This window comes from Mycobacterium shimoidei (genome assembly GCF_900417275.1).
Taxonomy (GTDB): Bacteria; Actinomycetota; Actinomycetes; order Mycobacteriales; family Mycobacteriaceae; genus Mycobacterium; species Mycobacterium shimoidei.
Map to the genome: position 1 here is coordinate 2,537,651 of NZ_UEGW01000001.1, position 20,339 is coordinate 2,557,989.

Here is a 20,339-nt window from a genome sequence, read left to right on the forward strand (position 1 = left end):
AGAGGGTCAGCGAGTGAATCCGACGGCGGTGTAGACCACATCGGCCAGGCCGGTGGCGCCGAAGTTGGCGAGGGTGCTGCGCACCGCGATGTCACCGGGCGACTGGAACAGCGGCAGGCTGAAACCTTCCTGCCAGATCATCGCGTCGACCTCATTAGCCAGCGCGCGCGCCTTGTTTTCGTCGAGCTCGGACAGCGTCTCGTCGATCTTGGCATCAATTTCGGCGTTGCCGATCTTGCCGAAGTTGCTGTCGCCGTGCGAGGCGTAGATCTGAGGCAGCGCAGAGAGCGGGAAAGCGTTACCCACCCAACCGAATTGCACGATGTCGAAATCACCGGTGCTGACGTATTGGCTGAAGAACCCGGTACCCGGCTTGACGTCGAGCACCAGCTTGACACCGACTTGCGCCAGGTTCTGCTGCGCGACCAGGGCGATCTGGCGGGCGGTCGGCGAGTCGTAGAACACGTCTCGGATGACCAGTTGCTTACCGTCCTTCTCGCGCACTGCCCCGTTGAGCTTCCAGCCCAGTGCGTCCAAGTCTCTGCGGGCCTGCTCTGGATCGAAAGCCGCTGGGGAGCTGTTGTTTTGGTAGCCGACCTGGCCGACCACGAAGACATGGTTGTCCAGCGGCACCGGGTGTTCGGTGAGGCCATGCTGCACGACGTTGACGATCGCCTGACGGTCGATGCCCCGGCAGATGGCCAGCCGCAACTTTTCGTCGGCCAGGATCGATCCCGGTGCGCCGTTGAAGGTGAAGTGGTACCAGGTGGGGGCCGGCGCTCGCCGGATCACGATGCCCGGCGTGCGCTGGGCGGTGACCATATCGTCGAGCGTGCCCACACCGGCGGCGTCGATCGCATTGTTCTGCAGGGCCGGAATGACGGCGGAGGAGTCGAGCACCAGGAACGTGATGGAGTCCAGCCGCGGTTTGGCACCCCACCAGCGAGGATTACGGGTCAGCACGATGCGCTGCGCGGCCCGGTCGATCGTGGACACGATGAACGGGCCCGCCGACGGACCGGGGGCGTCGAGCTGGCCTTTGTTGAACACATCCGGGTTCGACGTCATGCTGCGAGGCTGCATACCGCCGGCGAACATCCCGCGCCACTCCGAGTACGGCTGAGCGAACGTGACGACGGCCTGGCGATCATCGACACCCCTGGTCACCGACTTCACTCGCTCGAACCCGGCCCTGCTGGCGATCAGGTACCGCTCGTCGCGCCCGCTACACGCTTCGACTTCGGCTTTGAGGTCTTCCCAAGTGAGTGGAGTGCCGTCGCTCCACACGGCTTTCGGGTTGATCGTGTAGGTGACCACTTGCGGGTCAGTGCTGGTCAGTTCGACGCTGGTGAAGTAGTCGGTGTTGACTTTCAGCGACCCGTCGGCCTGGGTGATGAACGCCCCGGGCAGCGTGGGCGCGACAATCGAACCGACATCGGCGGTGTTGCCGTCGATGTGGAGCACGTTGAAGTTCTCTGGGAACGACGTCAGCGCCAGCCGCAGGTTGCCGCCGTCGCGCAAGGTCGCGGGATCGTGGGGATTGATGTCGCTGGTGGTGCCGACGCGTGCGGCGCTGGCCTGCGGAAGGTCCTGGTACCCGCTCGAGCAGCCGGTGACGACCGACAGCGCCGCCACCGCGAGTACCGCAAGCCGCCTAACCATTGGATGCCTCCGGGTGCGCCCGCGGAACCGCAGCCAGCAGGCGCCTGGTGTACTCGTGCTGCGGGTTGGTGAAAATCTGTTCGCCGTCGGCCTGTTCGACGATTGTTCCCTTGTACATCACGGCCACCCGGTGCGCGAGATGTTTGACCACCGAAAGGTCATGCGACACAAAGAGATACGATAATCCGAACTGCGCCTGCAGGTCCAGCAGCAAGTTGATGATCCCGGCTTGGATCGAAACGTCCAGCGCCGACACCGGCTCGTCGAGCGCAAGGATCTTGGGCTGCAAGGCCAGTGCCCGGGCGATACCGATGCGCTGTTTTTGCCCGCCGGAGAACTCGCCGGGATAGCGGCTGGCGTCGGCGTGATTCAGCCCGACGATCTGCAGTAGCTCGGCGACCCGTTCCTCACGCCGGCGTCGGTCAAACCCATTGGCGATCAACGGTTCAGCGACGACGTCGAACACCGGGAGCCGCGGGTCCAGCGACGCCACCGGATCCTGGAATACCACCTGCAGCTCGGTGCGCAACGTGCGGCGGGTAGCCGAGTCGAGCCCGCCGACGTCGGCGCCGAGAATCTTGATCGAGCCGGCCTGCGGTTTGTCGAGCTCGAGAATCTGCGACAGGGTGGTCGATTTGCCTGAGCCGGATTCGCCGACGATGCCCAACGTGCGGCCCTGCTGCAGGGTGAAGCTGATCCCGTCCACCGCGCGCACTTCACCCACTTTCCGGCGCAACACCACCCCCTTGGTAAGTGGGTACGTTTTGGCGAGGTCGGTCACCTCCAGCACGACCGGTGGCTGCCCGTCGGTGTCGGCAACGCCGGATGGTGCTGTCGATACCCCGAAGATGTCGGCGGCGCTGCGGCCGGCGACGTCGTCGGTGCGGATGCAGGCCGCCCAATGGTCGTCGCCGACAGCGACGAGATCCGGTTCGGCAGAGCGGCATTCGTCGATCGCCAGCGGGCACCGGGGTACGAACGGACAGTTGTCGGGAAACGGTGACGACATTGTCGGCGGCGCACCGGGTATCGGGATCAATCGTGTCCCCTGCGGGGCGTCGAGCCTCGGTACCGAACCCAGCAACCCAACGGTGTACGGCATCCGACGGTTGCGGTAAAGCTCTTGGACACCGGCGATTTCGACCGGACGTCCGGCATACATGACCAGCGCCCGGTCGGCGAACTCCGACACCACACCTAAGTCGTGCGTGATGATCAGCACGCCGGCGCCGGTGACGTCACGCGCCGTTCGCAGCAGATCGAGGATCTGCGCCTGCACGGTGACATCCAGGGCGGTGGTCGGTTCGTCGCAGATCAACAGATCGGGGTCATTCGCGATCGCGATCGCGATCACCACCCGCTGGCGTTCACCGCCGGACAACTCATGCGGAAAGGCCTTCGCGCGGCGTTGCGCCTGCGCGATGCCCACCAGCTCGAGCAGCTCGACGGCACGCTTGCGGGCAGCCGCTCGACCGATACCGCGGTTGTGCACCGTGATGGCCTCCGCGATCTGGTCGCCCACCGTGTAGACGGGCGTCAACGCCGACATCGGGTCCTGGAAGACGGTGCCGATGGTCTTGCCACGGATGCGCGACATGGCCTGGTCGGACAATCCGAGCAACTCCTGGCCGTGTAACCGCACCGATCCGCTCACCCGGGCGTACTCGGGCAGCAAGCCGGCGACGGCCATGGCGGCGGTGGTCTTCCCGCAGCCGGATTCCCCGACGATGGCGACCACTTCGCCCGGGTCGATGTGGTAACTCGTGCCCCGCACCGCCGGCACATCCAGGTCGGCCGTTTCGAAGGTGACGTTGAGATCGGTCACCTGCAGCAAGGTCGTCACTTCGACCGCCGCTTCTTGCCGAGCGCCGACCCGCTGCGGGGGTCGAAGGCATCGCGCAGGCCGTCCCCTGCGAGGTTGGCGCAAAACACGGTCAGCACCAGCGCGCCGGCCGGAAACAAGAAGACCCAGGGAAACGTGGTGGTCGACGGGGTGCCGTCGGCGATCAGCGTCCCCAGCGAAACGTCGGGCGGCTGAACACCGAAACCCAAGAAGCTCAAACCGGTTTCGGCCAGAATTGCGTAGGCCACGTTGAGCGTCGCGTCGATGATCAGAATCGATGCGACGTTGGGGATAATGTGCTGGGCAATGATGCGCCTGCTTGGGACGCCCATATACCGTGCCGCACGGACGAATTCGCGTTCTCGCAGGCTCATCGTCAATCCACGCACCATCCGTGAGCTGACCATCCAGCTGAACACCGCGAGCAGCCCGATGAGCCACAGAATGCTGCTGGAGTGCTTGGCGCGCGGAGCCACGATGAGGATCAGCAGAAAGCTCGGCACCACCAACACCAGGTCTACCAACCACATCAGCGCCCGATCGCGCCAGCCGCCGAAGTAGCCGGCCACCGATCCGACGGTGGCAGCGATGGTGGTCGAAATCAGTGCCACACAGATGCCGATCAACAACGACTTCTGCATGCCCCGCAGAGTGCGGGCCAATAGGTCCTGGCCGAGATTATTGGTGCCGAACCAATGTCGCACGGACGGCGGTTGCAGCAGTGCGTCGTAGTCGAGATCGTTGTATCCGTAGGGGAGCAGCGGCGGCAGGGCGAAGCAGCCGATAAACAACAGGACCAGCAAAATCAACGCCACTACCGCCGGCTTGTTACGAACGAAGCGACGCATCAACAGGTTTCGCCGCGATGCGAAACCGGCCGGATGGATGCCAGAGCGGACTTCGGTGGTCATGACACCCGCACCCTCGGATCCAGCAGCGCGTAGAAGACATCGGATAGCAGTCCGGCCAGCAGGATCGCCGCGCCGGTGAACAGCGTGATCGCCGCGACCACGTTGGTGTCTTGAGTCGACACACCGAGCAACGCCCATTCGCCGATCCCGTGCCACCCGAAGATCTTCTCGACGAACAACGCGCCGACGACCAGCCCGCTGACCCCGTAGGCGAACAACGTGGCCATCGGAATCAACGCGGTACGCAAACCGTGTTTGAACAGCGCGCGTCGGCGGGTCAGGCCCTTGGCGCGAGCGGTCCGGATGAAATCCTCACCGAGTACGTCGAGCATCGCGTTGCGCTGATAGCGGCTGAAGCTTGCGATCGCACCCAACGCCAGTGTGAGCGTCGGCAATATGAGGTGCTGCACGCGGTCGACGAACTGATCCCAGGCATTGTCCAACGGGATTGGCGATGTCTCACCGGTGTACAGCAAGATCCGGGCACCGGCGAAATCGTTGATCCGAAGGCCGGCCAGGATGAGCAGGCCCGCCAGCACGAACACCGGGATGCTCAGCACGATCAGCGACAGCACCGTGATCACCCGATCGCTCAGCCGATACTGACGTATCGCACCCCAGGCGCCCACGATCACGCCGATCGCGGTGCCGAGCACCGAACCGATCACGACCAGGCGCAGACTGACACCGATGCGGCGCCACAGCTCATCGGAAACGGGATGACCGGTCACCGTGGTGCCGAAATCGCCGTGCACCACGCCCGAAATCCACTTCGCGTATCGGACCGGTATGGGTTTGTCCAAGCCGAGCTCGACGGCTTTGGCGTGGATGGCCTCCGGCGGCGGCTGGGGGTGGCGCTGCACGAAACTGTCCAGCGGATGAAACGTCAGTGAGGTCAGGCAGTACGCCAAGAACGTCGCAAGCGCCAGCAGCACGATGTAGTTGAGCAACCGACGCGTCAGGAAGCGGATCATGCCCGCCGGTCCCACCCGTGGCTCATGGCGCCAGCGTAGGAGACGCCCCGGCCGTTTCATGCCAACAGATCCGATCCGGCTGATTTCTACGGGTGAACCGCAGCGATCGAATTGTTAGAATCAGCCGCCCGAAGTGCTCGATCCAGCAAACAAGCAAGGAGATTGGCGTGACGGTTACCGAGGACTATCTGGCCAATAACGCCCGGTACGCGAGTTCATTCAACGGCCCGCTGCCGATGCCACCCAGCAAACACGTCGCGATTGTTGCCTGCATGGACGCGCGCCTGGATGTCTACCGCGCCCTCGGGATCAACGAAGGCGAAGCCCACGTCATCCGCAACGCCGGCGGGGTGATCACCGATGACGCGATCCGGTCCCTGGCGATCAGCCAGCGATTGCTGGGCACTCGGGAAATCATCCTGATCCACCACACCGACTGCGGCATGCTCACGTTCAAGGACGACGAGTTCAAGCGCGCCATCCAGGACGAGACCGGCATCAAGCCGCCGTGGGCCGCCGAAGCGTTCCCCGATGTGGAGGAGGACGTGCGGCAGTCGTTGCGCCGCATTGAAGCCAACCCCTTCATCACCCTGCACGAGTCGCTGCGCGGGTTCATCTTCGACGTCGCCACCGGCAAGCTCAACGAGGTGAAGCTCTCGTCCTAGGACGGCACCGATCGCATCGAGTGTGAACACTCGGATCCCGTAGTTCACGCTCGACCACTTGATTGACAGCCGCGCTTCGGGCTGGTTTTATACACGGTAATACTCATAAGTCTGGTAAATCCTACCAACTTTACCCAGAAAAGGGTGCGTATGACCACTCAAGTGAAGGCCAGCCCGACCGCCGGCCAATACGAGCTGAGCCATTTGCGCTCGCTGGAGGCCGAGGCCATCCACATCATCCGCGAGGTCGCCGCCGAGTTCGAGCGCCCTGTCCTGCTGTTTTCCGGCGGCAAGGACTCGATCGTGATGCTGCACCTGGCGCTGAAGGCGTTCCGCCCGGGACGGCTTCCGTTTCCGGTGATGCACGTCGACACCGGCCACAACTTCGACGAGGTCATCGCCACCCGCGACGAGCTGGTTGCCGAGTCCGGGGTGCGGCTGGTGGTGGCCAAAGTGCAAGACGACATCGATGCGGGCCGGGTGGTCGAGACGATCCCGTCGCGCAACCCGATCCAGACCGTGACGTTGCTGCGCGCGATCCGCGAGAACAAGTTCGACGCGGCGTTCGGCGGCGCCCGCCGTGACGAGGAGAAGGCACGGGCCAAGGAACGCGTGTTCAGCTTCCGCGACGAGTTCGGCCAGTGGGATCCCAAGTCCCAGCGCCCCGAGCTGTGGAACCTCTACAACGGTCGGCACCACAAGGGCGAGCACATCCGAGTCTTCCCGCTGTCGAATTGGACCGAGTTCGACATCTGGTCCTACATCGGCGCCGAGAAGGTCAAGTTGCCGTCGATCTATTTCGCGCACCGCCGCAAGGTATTCGAGCGCGACGGGATGCTGCTGGCAGTCCACCGGCACATGCAGCCGCGCGCCGACGAGGAGGTGTTCGAGACGACGGTGCGCTTCCGCACGGTCGGCGACGTCACGTGTACCGGCTGCGTGGAGTCGAACGCGGCCACCGTGGCCGAGGTCATCGCCGAAACCGCGGTGTCGCGGTTGACCGAACGCGGAGCCACTCGGGCCGACGACCGGATATCCGAGGCCGGCATGGAAGACCGCAAGCGGCAGGGGTACTTCTGATGACGACATTGTTGCGCCTTGCGACTGCCGGGTCCGTCGACGACGGCAAATCCACGCTCATCGGGCGGTTGCTGTATGACTCCAAGGCCGTGATGGAGGACCAGTGGGCGTCGGTGGAGCGCACCTCCAAGGAGCGTGGCCACGACTACACCGACCTAGCGCTGGTCACCGACGGTCTGCGGGCCGAACGCGAACAGGGCATCACCATCGATGTCGCTTACCGCTACTTCGCCACGCCCAAGCGCAAATTCATCATCGCCGACACGCCGGGCCACATCCAGTACACCCGCAACATGATCACCGGCGCCTCCACTGCCCAGTTGGCGATCGTGCTGGTCGATGCCCGCAACGGTCTGCAGGAGCAGTCGCGGCGGCACACATTCCTGGCGTCGCTGCTGGGGATTCAGCACGTGGTGCTCGCCGTCAACAAGATGGACCTGATCGATTGGGACAGAGAGATGTTCGAGGCGATTCGCGACGAATTCCACGCGTTCGCCACCCGCCTGGACATCCACGACGTGGCCACGATCCCGATGTCGGCACTGCACGGCGACAATGTCGTCACTAAGTCCGACCGCACCCCCTGGTACGACGGACCGGCGCTGCTGTCGCATCTGGAGAAGGTGTACATCGCCGGGGACCGCAATATGGTCGACGTCCGGTTCCCGGTGCAGTACGTCATTCGTCCGAAGACGCACGAGCATCACGACTACCGCAGCTACGCAGGCTCGGTGGCCAGCGGTGTCATGCGTCCGGGCGACGAGGTGATCGTGCTGCCGGCGGGCAAGGTCAGCCGCATCACCGCGATCGAGAGCCCCAGTGGGCCGGTCGACGAAGCGTTTCCGCCGATGGCGGTTTCGGTGCGGCTCGCCGACGATATCGACATCTCGCGTGGCGACATGATCGCCCGCACCAACAACCATCCGCGGGTGACCCAGGATTTCGACGCGACGGTGTGCTGGATGGCCGACGGCTCGGTCTTGGAGCCCGGTCGCGAGTACCTCATCAAGCACACCACCCGGACCACGCGGGTGAAGGTGACCACGCTGGACTACCGGCTCGACGTCAACACCCTGCACCGCGACAAGAGCGCAACGGCATTGCAGCTCAACGAGCTTGGCCGGGTATCGCTGCGCACCCAGGTGCCGTTGCTGCTCGACGAGTACACCCGCAACGCCAGCACCGGATCGTTCATCCTGATCGATCCCGCCACGAACGGCACTGTGGCGGCGGGCATGGTGCTGCGCGACGCCGGAAGCACGTCCAGCCCGAACACGGTCCGGCACAAGTCGTTGGTGACCGCCGAGGACCGGATGGCACGGGGTCGCACGGTGTGGTTCACCGGACTCTCGGGGTCGGGGAAGTCGTCGGTGGCCATGGTGGTAGAGCGGAAGCTACTCGACAGTGGTGTTCCCGCTTATGTTCTCGACGGCGACAACCTGCGCCACGGCCTGAACGCCGACCTCGGTTTTTCCATGGCCGACCGCGCCGAGAATCTGCGCCGGCTGGCTCACGTTGCCACGCTGCTCGCTGATTCCGGCCACACGGTGCTGGTACCGGCGATCAGCCCGCTCGCCGAACACCGCGAGCTTGCCCGCCAGGTGCACGCCCAAGCCGGGATCGACTTCTTCGAGGTGTTCTGCGATACCCCCCTCGAGGATTGTGAGAAGCGCGACCCCAAGGGCCTGTACGCCAAGGCCCGTGCCGGAGAGATCACCCATTTCACCGGTATCGACAGTCCCTATCAGCGACCCAAGAACCCGGACCTGCGCCTGACTCCCGACCGCAGCTGTGAGGAACTCGCAGAGCTGGTCATCGACCTGCTGCGGTCGCGCGCGTGAGCGATCATGAGCTGGCAGCGCTACTCGCGACACGGGCCGGCGAGCTGCTTCTCGGCGTGCGCCACGAGTTCGCCGACGCGACGCAGTCCGAGCGAAAGGCCGCGGGCGACAAGCGGTCCCACGATTTCCTGATGGAGGCCCTGGCGCAGGAACGGCCCGGCGACGCGGTGCTCTCCGAAGAGGGCGTCGACAATCCGGCGCGGCTGCGCGCGGAGCGGGTGTGGATCGTCGACCCGCTCGACGGCACCCGGGAGTTCTCCGAACTAGGTCGCGACGACTGGGCCGTCCACGTGGCGCTGTGGCAGTCCGGTGAATTGGTCGCGGGCGCCGTCGCGCTCCCAGCACAAGGCGTTACCCTCGCCACTCCCGATGTCGCGGCGCCGCAACCATTTTCGGGCCCGGCACGAATTGTGGTCTCCCGCAGCAGGCCACCGGCGATCGCGATGCAAGTGCGCGACCATCTCGACGGCACCCTGGTGACGATGGGATCAGCCGGAGCGAAGGTCGCCGCGGTCGTCCGGGGTTTGGCCGACGTCTACGTCCACGCCGGCGGCCAGTACGAATGGGATTCCGCGGCGCCGGTCGCGGTTGCCCGCGCGGCCGGGCTGCACACGTCGCGCATCGACGGATCGTCGCTGCAGTACAACCGGGCCGACCCGCTGCTGCCGGATCTATTGGTGTGCCGCGCCGAATACGCCGACGCCGTTCTGGCCGTCACCGGCGAACAGCGGGATAGCGCCGAGTGGAAGAATCCCCGTAATGCGGATGTCGGCCAAGGCGGAGTATGCGGTGCGGGCGATGGTACAGCTCGCGGCGGCCGACAGCGGCGTGCTGGTCAAGACCGATGATCTAGCGCAGGCGCAGGGCATACCGCCGCAATTCCTGGTAGACATTCTCTCCGACCTGCGCACCGATCGGTTGGTGCGCAGCCACCGCGGGCGGGACGGCGGCTACGAACTGGCGCGGCCGGCCACCGAGATCAGCATCGCCGACGTGCTGCGCTGCATCGACGGGCCGCTGGCCAGCGTGCGTGACATCGGCCTTGGTGACCTGCCGTATTCCGGGCCGACCGCCGCGCTGACCGACGTATGGCGGGCGCTACGAGCCAGCATGCGTTCGGTGCTGGAAGAAACGACGGTGGCCGACGTCGCCGCCGGCACCTTGCCCAAGCACGTAAAGCAGCTCGCCAACGAGTACAAAGGTCAGGAACGCGAACGCCACGGCACCTAGGGCTTAGCCGCCGGAGCCGTACGGCCGGGTGATGATCTCCAGGAAATGGCCTGCGGGGTCTTGGAAGTACACGCCGCGACCGCCGTGGTTGTGGTTGATCTGCATCGGCTGCTTCGCCGCGGGGTCGGCCCAGTGCTGCAGGCCGCGCGATTGGATCTTGCCGTAGATGGCGTCGAAGTCGTCCTCGGAGACCAGAAACGCGTAGTGCTGCGGGCGTATCTCCTGGTCTTCGGGCACGTCGGCGTAGTCGAGGGTAGCGCCGTGCTCGAGTTCGACGGCCAGGAAGTGGCCGAACGGTACCGGGTCCGGCAGCCCGAACAGCTCAGTCAAGAATGTCGCCGACTCGCGCTTGTCGCGGGCCGCGACAATGGTGTGGTTGAAAGCAATCGGCATTGTGCTTGCCAGTCAACCACTCTCAGCGGGCAACCACAACGTCGGCTGCGCTACTTGGGCGCGGTCAGCTCCAAGGCGATGTTGTCCGGGTCGCGGAACTCGAGGATGTAGGACGGACCGATGTCCTTGACCGGCCCGTGATCGACACCCAGCTCGTCGAGATGCCTAGCCGCCGCGTCCAATTCGTCCTTGTCGGTGCATCGGAAGGCCAAATGGTCCAGGCCGACGCGATTCTCGTCGAAGCGGTCGCTTGCGACCGGCCGCAGCCCGATCAGCAGGCCGCCCAGGTCGTAGATAACTCCACCGAACAGAAAGGCCAGCTGGCTGCGGGTTGCTTCGTCGGCGTTGTCTGGAACCTCGAGCAGCACCGGCCAGCCGAAGACACTTTCGTAGAACTGGCGGGACCGTTCGATCACCCAAGGGTGTCCTGGTGACGCACCGCAACGTTCTGCATAACGTTGAGGCAATCCGCCAGGCCTGGCACGGCGACGACCAGGAGATCAGCGTGTTCTGGCTGCCGCCACATCACGACGCGGGTCTCATCGGCTGTATCTTTCTGCAGCTCTATGTCGGGACGACTACCTATCTAATGTCGCCCACTGCGTTCATCAAACGACCAATGCAGTGGCTGGAAGCCATCTGCCGGCATCGAGGGACTTACACCATCGCGCCGAATTTCGCTTACGAGATGTGCGTGACACGCAGTACCGCCGAGCAACGTGCCGCCCTGGATCTGTCCAGCCTGGCCACCGCCGTCAATGGCGCCGAGCCGGTACAGGGCGCGACGCTGCGGGCGTTCGCTGATGCCTTCGCGCCGGCCGGATTCCGGATCGAGGCCTTTTCTCCGGCATACGGATTGGCGGAGGCCACCGTGATGATTTCGGGAGGAACGGATTCCCCCCTGCCAGTGGTTGCGCACATAGACCGCACGGCGCTTCAGGAAGACCGGGTCACCGACGGCGCTCCCGACGACCCCGCGACGGTGGAGCTGATTGGCTGCGGCCCACCCCAAGGCGGCCAGGATGTTGTCATCGTCGATCCGGTGACCCGCGTGCGATGCGCGATCGACGAGGTCGGTGAGATCTGGGTCGCCGGTCCGAGCGTCGCAGACGGATATTGGGGAAAGCCGGACGAGACCAAGCAGACCTTCGGGGCATTCCTCGCGGACACGGGCGAGGGCCCGTTCCTGCGCACCGGTGATCTGGGCTTCCTGCGCTCCGGAGAACTGTTTGTCACCGGGCGGGTCAAGGACCTCGTCGTCCTCGACGGCCGCAACTACTACCCCAACGACATTGAGCTCACCGTGCAGGGCAGCCATCCGGCGTTTCTGTCCGGCCGTGGCGCAGTTTTCGCTGTTATCCCGGGGCAAGATGTCGCCGCGCAGTTGGTTGTCGTGCAGGAAGTGCAGCGTCAGCGCGTCGGCGAGGATGAACTGAACGAGATGGTGAGTGCGATCCAGACCGCGATCACCAAACACCATGGGATTCAGGCACATTCCATCGTCTTAGCGGTGCCGATGCAAATTCCCACCACATCGAGCGGCAAGATCCAGCGAGGCCAGTGCCGCCAGCAGTTCCTCGACCGCGAGCTTGAGACGCTCGCTGAGTGGCACGCGCCGCTGCAGGCCGACCCCGACGCTGCCGCCAAGAAGCTGGAGGCGGCGGCCAAAGTGGCTGAGTTCATGAAGGTGGCGGCGACTTTGCAGCAGCGGACACCCCGCCAAGACTGAACTCTGCCGCCGCCGTGGGATTCGGCGAAGCTCAACCCCTCGAGATTGCGGCAAGCTGGACAGATGTGGGGTAAAAGCGCCGACACCATCGTGCACGAGCGCTTTCCGTTCAACGCCGAAGCGGCCGCGTCGGCGCTGGCGCGCGACGAGATCACTGCACTCGATGTCTTCTACTGCCGCAATCACGGTCCGATTCCCGACATCTTGGCCGACGACTGGCACGTGGACGTCGACGGCCTGGTCGCCAATCCGCTCAGGATCAGCTTCGACCAACTGACCAGCCGGTTCAAAAAGCACCGGGTGGTGGCCACGCTGCAATGCGCCGGCAATCGGCGCGCCGGCTTCAACGAGATCCGCGAGATCGCCGGCGAAGACCCATGGGGTCCAGGCGCGACGTCGACCGCGGAATGGCACGGGGCGCGGCTGGCGGATGTGCTCGACGCTGCTGGGACTCGTCGTAACGACTTGCACGCCGCTTTCGTTGCTCCGGATGTTTCGCCGTTGGCCTCGCCGGCCCAGCCTTTCGGTGGCTCGATCGCGCTGGCGAAAGCCATGTCCGACGAAGTACTGCTTGCTTGGCAGATGAACGACCAACCACTGCCGCGGATCCATGGCGGTCCCGTGCGGGTGTTGGTGCCCGGGTATATCGGCGCCCGCAGCGTCAAGTGGGTCAGCGGGATCACCGTGCAGGAAACGCCGTCGCGCAACTATTTTCAGGCGTTTGCCTACCGAATTCTGCCGCCCGACTGCGATCCGGACAGGGTCGGGGCCGATACCGGCATCTCGTTGTCGGCCGTGGCGCTCAATTGCGACATCCTGGTGCCGGACGACGGTGCCCACGTCGCGGCCGGCCCGCTGACCATCCGCGGCTACGCCTTTACCGGCGACGACCACCGTGTCGCCCGCGTCGAGGTCTCCCTCGACGACGGCCGCACCTGGTGTGAGGCCAAACTTGCTCCGGCGCAGGGACGTTGGGCGTGGCGGCATTGGACACTGACCGTCGACGCCAGACCGGGGCCGCTGAGCGTGACCGCCCGCGCCTGGGATACCGCCGGCACCACTCAACCCGAATCGGCTGCCGAGCTATGGAACCCGAAGGGCTACGCCAACAACGCATGGGCCCGGGTGCGTGTCGAGGTCAGCGAGCCAGCGGGATACTGGGCCGATGGCTGATCGCAACGTGCTGGGGGAACCGCTGGAGCCGTGCGGCACCGACCCGCTCACCGGCTTCTACCGCGACGGCTGCTGCTCGACCGGGCCGGAGGACCTCGGCAGCCACACGATCTGCGCCGTGGTGACTGCCGAATTCCTGCAGCACCAACGCTCGATCGGCAACGACCTGTCCACGCCGGTACCGCACTTTCGGTTCCCCGGGTTGCGACCCGGCGACCGATGGTGTGTGACGGCCGCAAACTGGCTGGTGGCCCACCGCGACGGGTGCGCCGCCCCCGTGGTGTTGGCGTCCACCCATGAACGCGCTCTTGAGACGGTCCCCCTCGAGGTGCTGCGGCAGTACGCCGTCGACGTCCCCGACGATCTGGGCAGCTTGTAACTCGGATTGCGACACGGTCACGGATGCATACCTTTCTGTGACTCACTGGTCACACCAGACACATCAGCAACTATCGTCACTTGAGCTAACTGTCGGGCGTCAATGCGGCGCTCGCGCCTGAAAGGTGGGACATGTCGGCGCTGCGTCGAATCATGTCGGGGTCGATGGCGTCGGCGACCGCGTTTTGGCTCGTCGGCTCGATAGGCCTCGCGCCGCACGCGGCCGCCTTGACCTGCGAGGCGCCGGAAGCCAACGTCGACCCGCCACCGGCGCAGTCGGCGCCGACGATACAGACACCTGCTCCGCGTGCCCCGCGCGCTCCGATCCCGAGTTATCGCCGCCCGCGCAACGCCAACCCCCGCGCGCCGCTACCGAAACTGGGTCCGCTGATTTCTGCCTTGCTGAACCCCAACGGCCGGGTCTCCGGGCCGGTGCGACAGCAAGCGGCGATCGTGCCGCCCGCACCGAATCCGCCGGGGGCAGGTCAGGTGCCGCCGGGGGCAGGCCAGATGCCGCCGAACGCTGTTCCGCTGGCCCCGGAGGCCGCTCCGACGCCGCCGGCGGCGGAGCCTCCTCCCTCGATCGCCGGGGCGCCAACCTCGCTGGTGGAGTGGGTGACCGGACCGATGGGTCCGAACAAGACCCTGGAGCGGTTCGGCATCTCCGGGACCGACCTCGGGATCATGTGGGACAACGGCGATCCGGTCAACCGTCAGGTGCTGATGGCCTTCGGCGACACGTTCGGCTATTGCAAGGTCCACGGCCAGCAATGGCGCTACAACGTGCTCTTCCGCACCTCCGACCAGAACCTGAACGACGGCATCACTGTGCCACCGGGCGTTCCCAACAACAATTACTCCGGCTCACCGGTGCGGTCTCCGGCATTCTCCAAGCAGGTCATTCCCGGCATCAAATTGGCCGGAACCCAGGAGGGAATGATCCCCACCGCCGGAATCGCCATCGGCAGAACGCAATACATGAACTTCATGTCCATCAAGAACTGGGGCCGTGACGGCGAATGGTCCACCAACTACTCGGCGATCGCGGTGTCCAAAGACAACGGCCAGAACTGGGGGATCTACCCGCAGACCGTCCGCCCGGCGGCTGCCGACAGCGTCCCCCATGCCCGCTACATACCCGGGAACGAGAACTTCCAGATGGGCGCGTTCCTGAAGACAGGCGACGGTTATGTGTACTCGTTCGGCACCCCGTCCGGACGCGGCGGCTCGGCGTATCTGTCGCGAGTTCCGCAGGGGTTCATCGCGGATCTGACCAAATACCAGTACTGGAACGGCGATCAGAACGCGTGGGTCCCGGCCAATCCCGCTGCGGCCACACCGGTGATTCCCGGCCCGGTCGGCGAAATGTCGGCCCAGTACAACACCTACCTCAAGCAATACCTGGTGCTCTACACCAACGGCAACAACGACGTCGTGGCGAGGACGGCGCCGGCTCCGCAGGGGCCGTGGAGCCCAGAGCAATTGCTCGTGTCGTCGTTCCAGATTCCCGGTGGCATCTACGGGCCGATGCTGCACCCGTGGGCGTCGGGCAAGGACCTGTACTTCAACCTGTCGTTGTGGTCGGCCTACGACGTGATGCTGATGCACACCGAGTTGCCGTAGCCAGTGCTAGTGCAGCGTTGAAAGATACTGCATCGCAAGACCTTTTCCCTCAGGACCTTGCCTGCAGGTTCCCAAGGGCGCGGTTGGTGACGTTCGGCGCTTCCGTTGGGTCGAAAGACTCTGTCCCGCACGCCGCGCCAGCGCGCACGGTAATTGAGTACGAGCACTACCAGTGATTGCGAATGATCATGTTCGCCACGGTTAGACAGATAGCAGCTGTCGCGCGGCCGGCGTCGCCTGCCTCGGGTTGGCTTTATCATCACTAGCTCGCCGCGTCGGCGGCGCGTAATCGTCAGGCGAGCGGAGCGCGGCGACGGGCGCGCTCGGCGAAAGCGTCCAGAGCACCGAGAACCTGCGGGGCGCGCCACGCCCGATTTCGGGCCCGGTCGGTGAACTCGACGATGATCTTCGACTCGACGAGCGGATCCAAATATCGATAGACATTGCTGATCGCGATGTTGAGTTGATCGCTGACGAGTTGCGCGTTGACGACAGGGTGCTTGATGAGCAGATCAGCCACACGGTGGACAGCCGATCCGCGGCGGGCTGTGATCTTCGACGCCCACTGCCCTCGGATCTTTTGCAGATCAGCCACGAGTTGTCGACCATTGGCGACAGCCAGCATCGACGCCTCTGACAATCTCTGGACGATCGGGGCGGGGTCGCCTTCGCGGTATGCGGTCAACGCTTCGAAATACGAGTTGGTGTCGGTCAGAAGTCCCGCTGAGACGGGGACGGTGACTTGGCGTGCCAGCCGTTTGTTGCGCAGCATCGACTGGATTAGGGCTCTGCCACAGCGCCCATTGCCGTCGGGGAATGGGTGAATGGTTGCGAATTGCGCATGCGTAATCGCGATGTGTGGAAGGACGGCGACGTCACTGCGTTTGGCGAATCGGATGAGGTCGTCAATAGCAGCAGGGACGCGGTCTTTGTGTGGTGGGATGAAGTCGGCGCCTCGTGGACCGTAGTTCCCGCCGCCGATCCACGCCTGCTCGGTACGCCATTTGCCGGCGATAGCCGGTTCGCTGTCGTGCATCAGCGCCTCGTGCATGGCGAGAATGGCGTCGCCGCTGATCGAGTCGGCTAGGTCGATTGCCGCCTGCATCGCCCTGATGTTCGCAACGATCATCGCCGCGTTACGCCGCCCGCTGGTTCCCAAGATTTCGGCTTCAGCGATCGCCCGCGCACTGGCGGTCAGGTTTTCGATCTTGGAGCTGGCTGCTGATTCTGTCCGCAGCAGCACCGAAGCGAACGGGGCGATCTCGCCCCCGAGTTCGGTATCGAATCGGGCGATCTCTTGGCTGGCTTCCTCGGCGTCAGCGAGCACAGCAGACGGCAGGTTGACCTCCAGCGCGGCGATGTTCGCGGGGATAGCAGCTTCGTACGGGCCGGACTGGCGGTGGGCGGCGCGCAGGTCAGAGCGCTGGCGACCCGCCTGGGCCGGCGTGCCCTAGATAAGGGTTTCGTATTTGACTGCCGTGCCTGAGCTAACTGACGGCATAGCCGCATCTTATCATCACTTACATGGCTAACTGATAATAAGAGTTCCCGTTGTTATCAGAACGGGTTTTCGGCCTGGTGCCCCCGGCAGGATTCGAACCTGCGGCCTTCTGCTCCGGAGGCAGACGCTCTATCCCCTGAGCTACGGGGGCGCATGCGAAAAATGCTGCGCCGTCGGGCTCCGCCAGACTAACGCATGACGGCGTCCTGCCGAGCACCGGAAGGATTCGGGCCGCGACCACCTCAGCCAATAGGATGGACCCTCGTGACCCCCGCCGACCTTGCCGAGCTGCTCAAGGCCACCGCAACCGCGGTGTTGACCGAGCATGCGCTCGACACCGCGGCGCTGCCGGCCACGGTCACCGTCGAGCGGCCGCGTAACCCCGAACACGGCGACTACGCCAGCAACCTGGCGCTGCAACTGGGCAAGAAGGTCGGTGTCAACCCGCGCGAGCTGGCCGGATGGCTCGCCGAGGCGCTGGGCGGCGCCGACGGTATCGCCTCGGCCGAGGTGGCCGGGCCCGGCTTCATCAACCTGCGCCTGAAGGCGTCGGCGCAAGGCGCCATCGTCGCCAACATCATCGAGGCGGGTGCCAGCTACGGCCACTCCGACACCCAGGCCGGCCACAAGGTCAACCTGGAATTCGTCTCGGCCAACCCCACCGGCCCGATCCACATCGGCGGCACCCGCTGGGCGGCCGTCGGCGACGCGCTGGGCCGGTTGCTGACGACCCAGGGCGCCGAGGTAACCCGCGAGTACTACTTCAATGACCACGGTGCGCAGATCGACCGGTTCACCAACTCGCTGATCGCCGCCGCCAAAGGGGAGCCGACGCCGGAGGACGGCTACGCCGGCAGCTACATCGGCGAGATCGCCGCGCAGGTCCTGCAGAAAGCGCCCGACGCGCTGAGCCTGCCCGAGGCGGAGCAGCACGAAACGTTCCGGTCAATCGGTGTCGACTTGATGTTCGCCCACATCAAGCAGTCCCTGCACGACTTCGGCACCGACTTCGACGTTTACACCCACGAAGAGTCCATGCACAGCAGCGGCCATGTCAACGAGGTCATCGAACGGCTGCGCGCAAAAGGAAACATCTACGAGAAGGACGGCGCAACGTGGCTGCGAAGCAGCGCGTTTGGCGACGACAAGGACCGCGTCGTCATCAAAAGCGACGGTCGGCCAACCTATTTCGCCGGTGATCTCGCCTACTACCTGGACAAACGGCAACGCGGATTCGACCTGTGCATCTACATGCTCGGCGCCGACCATCACGGCTACATCTCCCGGCTCAAGGCGGCCGCCGCCGCGTTCGGCGACGACCCGGCCACCGTCGAGGTTCTGATCGGGCAGCTGGTCAATCTGGTCCGCGACGGCCAGCCGGTGCGGATGAGCAAGCGCGCCGGGAACGTGATCACTCTCGACGATCTCGTGGAGGCGATCGGTGTCGATGCCGCGCGCTACAGCCTGATCCGCTCGTCGGTGGACACCCCAATCGACATCGACCTGGCGCTGTGGTCGTCGGCGTCCAACGAAAACCCGGTCTATTACGTGCAATACGCGCATGCCCGGCTCTCGGCGCTGGCGCGCAACGCCGCACAGCTCGGTCTGGAACCCGACACCAGCCACCTGGACCTGCTCACCCACGAGAAAGAGGGCACGCTGATCCGCGCACTCGGCGAATTCCCGCGAGTGCTCAAAACCGCGGCGTCACTGCGAGAACCGCACCGGGTGTGTCGCTACCTGGAAGACCTCGCCGGTGACTACCACCGCTTCTACGACTCATGCCGGGTCTTGCCGCAGGGCGACGAGGAGCCCAACGACCTGCATACCGCACGCCTGGCGCTGTGCCAGGCCACCCGCCAAGTAATTGCCAACGGATTGGCCATCTTGGGGGTCAGCGCGCCGGAGCGGATGTGAGCGCCCACCCCGCCGGCCCACGGCACGCCGGCGACACTTATCACGCGGGTATCCCGCCGCGCCCGGCGAGCCCGCAGGAACTGTTGCGGCTGGCACCGAACGTGTGGCCACGCAACGCGGTTCGCGGTGACGACGGTGTGGTCCGGGTCGCGGGCGTCGCCGTGACCGAGCTGGCACGCGAGTACGGCACGCCGCTGTTCGTCATCGACGAAGATGACTTCCGTTCCCGATGCCGCGAGATCGCGACCGCATTCGGTGGTGGCGCAAACGTGCACTATGCCGCCAAGGCCTTTCTGTGCAGTGAGATTGCGCGGTGGGTCAACGAAGAAGGCTTGTCGCTCGACGTGTCCACCGGCGGAGAGCTCGCCGTGGCACTGCACGCCGGCTTTCCTGCGGAGCGAATTGCCCTGCACGGAAACAACAAATCGGTCACCGAGCTGACCGCGGCCGTCAAGGCCGGAATCGGCCACGTCGTCTTGGACTCGGTCACCGAGATCGAGCGCCTCGATTCCGTCGCGGCCGACGCCGGAGTGGTCCAAGACGTGTTGGTCCGGGTCACCGTCGGCGTGGAGGCGCACACCCACGAATTCATCGCCACTGCCCACGAAGATCAAAAGTTCGGGCTGTCGCTGGCTAACGGGGCCGCGATGGACGCGATCCGGCGAGTGTTCGCCACCGATCACCTGCGACTGGTCGGGCTGCACAGTCACATCGGGTCGCAGATCTTCGACGTCGACGGATTCGAGTTGGCCGCGCACCGGGTCATCGGTCTGCTGCACGACGTTGTCGCGGAGTTCGGTGTCGATAAGACCGCACAAATCTCGACTGTTGACCTTGGTGGCGGCCTTGGGATCTCGTATCTCCCGTCCGACGATCCACCACCGGTGGCCGATCTGGCCGCCAGGCTGGGCGCCATTGTGCACCACGAATCTGCCGCGGTGGGTCTGCCCCCGCCGAGGCTGGTGGTCGAACCCGGACGCGCCATCGCCGGGCCCGGGACCATCACCTTGTACGAGGTCGGCACCGTCAAGGACGTCGATGTGAGCGCAACCGTTCGCCGCTGCTATGTCAGCGTTGACGGCGGTATGAGCGACAACATCCGCACGTCGCTCTACGGCGCGGACTACGACGTCCGGCTGGTCTCCCGTAGCTCAGATGCGTCGCCGAAGTTGGCCCGTGTTGTCGGAAAGCACTGCGAGACCGGCGATATCGTTGTCCGGGACGCCTGGACGCCCGCCGACCTGCAGCCGGGTGACCTGGTTGCCGTGGCCGCGACGGGCGCATACTGCTATTCGCTGTCGAGCCGCTACAACCAGATCGGTCGGCCCGCGGTGGTGGCCGTGCGCGACGGGCAGGCCCGCGTGATCCTGCGCCGGGAGACGATCGACGATCTGCTGAGTCTGGAGGTGAGGTGAGACG

At 65.1% G+C, this 20,339-nt stretch carries 17 protein-coding genes, 1 tRNA gene and 1 pseudogene; 11 read left to right on the forward strand and 8 right to left on the reverse strand.

Going from position 1 to position 20,339, the window contains the following annotated elements; translation table 11 throughout:
• Positions 1–6 precede the first annotated feature (6 nt).
• Genes MSP7336_RS12440 through MSP7336_RS12455 form a run of 4 tightly spaced genes read right to left on the reverse strand, consistent with a single transcriptional unit; the run spans position 7 to position 5,390 of the window.
• Positions 7–1,662, reverse strand: coding sequence for an ABC transporter family substrate-binding protein (locus MSP7336_RS12440; protein WP_113963808.1), 1,656 nt, complete (start codon positions 1,660–1,662; stop codon positions 7–9).
• A complete protein-coding gene (locus tag MSP7336_RS12445) occupies positions 1,655–3,505 on the reverse strand; it encodes a dipeptide ABC transporter ATP-binding protein (RefSeq protein ID WP_069395448.1) in 1,851 nt (616 codons plus the stop codon). Before MSP7336_RS12445 ends, MSP7336_RS12440 begins: the two co-directional genes overlap by 8 nt.
• Positions 3,502–4,416 carry an ABC transporter permease gene (locus MSP7336_RS12450; protein WP_069395447.1) on the reverse strand — a complete coding sequence of 305 codons (915 nt, stop codon included), beginning with the start codon at positions 4,414–4,416 and terminating at the stop codon, positions 3,502–3,504. Before MSP7336_RS12450 ends, MSP7336_RS12445 begins: the two co-directional genes overlap by 4 nt.
• Complete coding sequence (locus MSP7336_RS12455) at positions 4,413–5,390, reverse strand: ABC transporter permease (RefSeq protein WP_069395446.1); 978 nt, start codon at positions 5,388–5,390, stop codon at positions 4,413–4,415. Before MSP7336_RS12455 ends, MSP7336_RS12450 begins: the two co-directional genes overlap by 4 nt.
• A 167-nt stretch (positions 5,391–5,557) precedes the next feature.
• On the opposite strand from MSP7336_RS12455, the gene MSP7336_RS12460 reads away from it, so the two are divergent.
• The 5 genes and pseudogenes from MSP7336_RS12460 (at position 5,558) to MSP7336_RS12480 (ending at position 10,206) form a co-directional block, all read left to right on the forward strand.
• Positions 5,558–6,055: a beta-class carbonic anhydrase gene (locus MSP7336_RS12460; protein WP_069395445.1), complete on the forward strand. Its 498-nt coding sequence runs from the start codon at positions 5,558–5,560 to the stop codon at positions 6,053–6,055.
• Positions 6,056–6,205: 150 nt separating this feature from the next.
• A complete protein-coding gene (gene cysD / locus MSP7336_RS12465; RefSeq protein ID WP_069395444.1) occupies positions 6,206–7,135 on the forward strand; it encodes a sulfate adenylyltransferase subunit CysD in 930 nt (309 codons plus the stop codon).
• Entirely contained in the window at positions 7,135–8,976 is a 1,842-nt protein-coding gene (cysC, locus tag MSP7336_RS12470) for an adenylyl-sulfate kinase (protein ID WP_113963809.1), read from the forward strand. Before cysD ends, cysC begins: the two co-directional genes overlap by 1 nt.
• Positions 8,973–9,695, forward strand: a pseudogene (locus tag MSP7336_RS12475) (3'(2'),5'-bisphosphate nucleotidase CysQ); the annotation flags it as partial. The gene cysC and the pseudogene MSP7336_RS12475, both read left to right, overlap by 4 nt.
• A gap of 40 nt (positions 9,696–9,735) precedes the next feature.
• Positions 9,736–10,206: an Rrf2 family transcriptional regulator gene (locus MSP7336_RS12480; RefSeq protein WP_069395442.1), complete on the forward strand. Its 471-nt coding sequence runs from the start codon at positions 9,736–9,738 to the stop codon at positions 10,204–10,206.
• A gap of 3 nt (positions 10,207–10,209) precedes the next feature.
• Here MSP7336_RS12480 and MSP7336_RS12485 read toward each other — a convergent pair whose 3' ends face one another.
• Together MSP7336_RS12485 and MSP7336_RS12490 are read right to left on the reverse strand one after the other, a co-directional pair.
• Complete coding sequence (locus tag MSP7336_RS12485; protein ID WP_069395441.1) at positions 10,210–10,599, reverse strand: VOC family protein; 390 nt, start codon at positions 10,597–10,599, stop codon at positions 10,210–10,212.
• A 50-nt stretch (positions 10,600–10,649) separates the two neighbouring features.
• The gene (locus tag MSP7336_RS12490; protein WP_244917454.1) at positions 10,650–11,015 is read right to left on the reverse strand and encodes a VOC family protein; all 366 of its coding nucleotides are present in this window, start codon (positions 11,013–11,015) and stop codon (positions 10,650–10,652) included.
• 14 nt (positions 11,016–11,029) lie between these two features.
• On the opposite strand from MSP7336_RS12490, the gene MSP7336_RS12495 reads away from it, so the two are divergent.
• The 4 genes from MSP7336_RS12495 (at position 11,030) to MSP7336_RS12510 (ending at position 15,502) form a co-directional block, all read left to right on the forward strand.
• On the forward strand, positions 11,030–12,328 hold the full coding sequence (locus tag MSP7336_RS12495; protein ID WP_244917455.1) for a fatty acyl-AMP ligase: 1,299 nt from the start codon (positions 11,030–11,032) through the stop codon (positions 12,326–12,328).
• 63 nt (positions 12,329–12,391) lie between these two features.
• Positions 12,392–13,501, forward strand: coding sequence for a sulfite oxidase (locus tag MSP7336_RS12500; protein ID WP_113963811.1), 1,110 nt, complete (start codon positions 12,392–12,394; stop codon positions 13,499–13,501).
• Positions 13,494–13,880, forward strand: a complete 387-nt coding sequence (locus MSP7336_RS12505) for a DUF2237 family protein (protein WP_113963812.1) — start codon at positions 13,494–13,496, stop codon at positions 13,878–13,880. The genes MSP7336_RS12500 and MSP7336_RS12505 overlap by 8 nt, the downstream gene beginning before the upstream one ends.
• A 131-nt stretch (positions 13,881–14,011) precedes the next feature.
• Complete coding sequence (locus tag MSP7336_RS12510) at positions 14,012–15,502, forward strand: glycoside hydrolase family 183 protein (RefSeq protein ID WP_181786718.1); 1,491 nt, start codon at positions 14,012–14,014, stop codon at positions 15,500–15,502.
• A gap of 292 nt (positions 15,503–15,794) precedes the next feature.
• Here MSP7336_RS12510 and MSP7336_RS12515 read toward each other — a convergent pair whose 3' ends face one another.
• Positions 15,795–16,829 (reverse strand): Fic family protein, encoded by a 1,035-nt coding sequence (locus tag MSP7336_RS12515; RefSeq protein WP_342353127.1) that lies wholly within the window; start codon positions 16,827–16,829, stop codon positions 15,795–15,797.
• A gap of 249 nt (positions 16,830–17,078) precedes the next feature.
• Positions 17,079–17,154, reverse strand: a tRNA-Arg gene (locus MSP7336_RS12520).
• A gap of 113 nt (positions 17,155–17,267) precedes the next feature.
• Here MSP7336_RS12520 and argS point away from each other — a divergent pair.
• Both argS and lysA read left to right on the forward strand, forming a co-directional pair.
• Positions 17,268–18,920: an arginine--tRNA ligase gene (argS, locus tag MSP7336_RS12525; RefSeq protein ID WP_069395437.1), complete on the forward strand. Its 1,653-nt coding sequence runs from the start codon at positions 17,268–17,270 to the stop codon at positions 18,918–18,920.
• Positions 18,917–20,335 carry a diaminopimelate decarboxylase gene (gene lysA / locus MSP7336_RS12530; RefSeq protein ID WP_113963813.1) on the forward strand — a complete coding sequence of 473 codons (1,419 nt, stop codon included), beginning with the start codon at positions 18,917–18,919 and terminating at the stop codon, positions 20,333–20,335. The genes argS and lysA overlap by 4 nt, the downstream gene beginning before the upstream one ends.
• Positions 20,336–20,339 lie beyond the last annotated feature (4 nt).

Coding starts and splice junctions, on each gene's coding strand:
- MSP7336_RS12440 (WP_113963808.1), bottom strand. CDS start 1,662: ATGGTTAGGCGGCTTGCGGTACTCGCGGTGGCGGCGCTGTCGGTCGTC.
- MSP7336_RS12450 (WP_069395447.1), bottom strand. CDS start 4,416: ATGACCACCGAAGTCCGCTCTGGCATCCATCCGGCCGGTTTCGCATCG.
- MSP7336_RS12455 (WP_069395446.1), bottom strand. CDS start 5,390: ATGATCCGCTTCCTGACGCGTCGGTTGCTCAACTACATCGTGCTGCTG.
- cysD (WP_069395444.1), top strand. CDS start 6,206: ATGACCACTCAAGTGAAGGCCAGCCCGACCGCCGGCCAATACGAGCTG.
- cysC (WP_113963809.1), top strand. CDS start 7,135: ATGACGACATTGTTGCGCCTTGCGACTGCCGGGTCCGTCGACGACGGC.
- MSP7336_RS12480 (WP_069395442.1), top strand. CDS start 9,736: ATGCGGATGTCGGCCAAGGCGGAGTATGCGGTGCGGGCGATGGTACAG.
- MSP7336_RS12485 (WP_069395441.1), bottom strand. CDS start 10,599: ATGCCGATTGCTTTCAACCACACCATTGTCGCGGCCCGCGACAAGCGC.
- MSP7336_RS12500 (WP_113963811.1), top strand. CDS start 12,392: ATGTGGGGTAAAAGCGCCGACACCATCGTGCACGAGCGCTTTCCGTTC.
- MSP7336_RS12505 (WP_113963812.1), top strand. CDS start 13,494: ATGGCTGATCGCAACGTGCTGGGGGAACCGCTGGAGCCGTGCGGCACC.
- MSP7336_RS12510 (WP_181786718.1), top strand. CDS start 14,012: ATGTCGGCGCTGCGTCGAATCATGTCGGGGTCGATGGCGTCGGCGACC.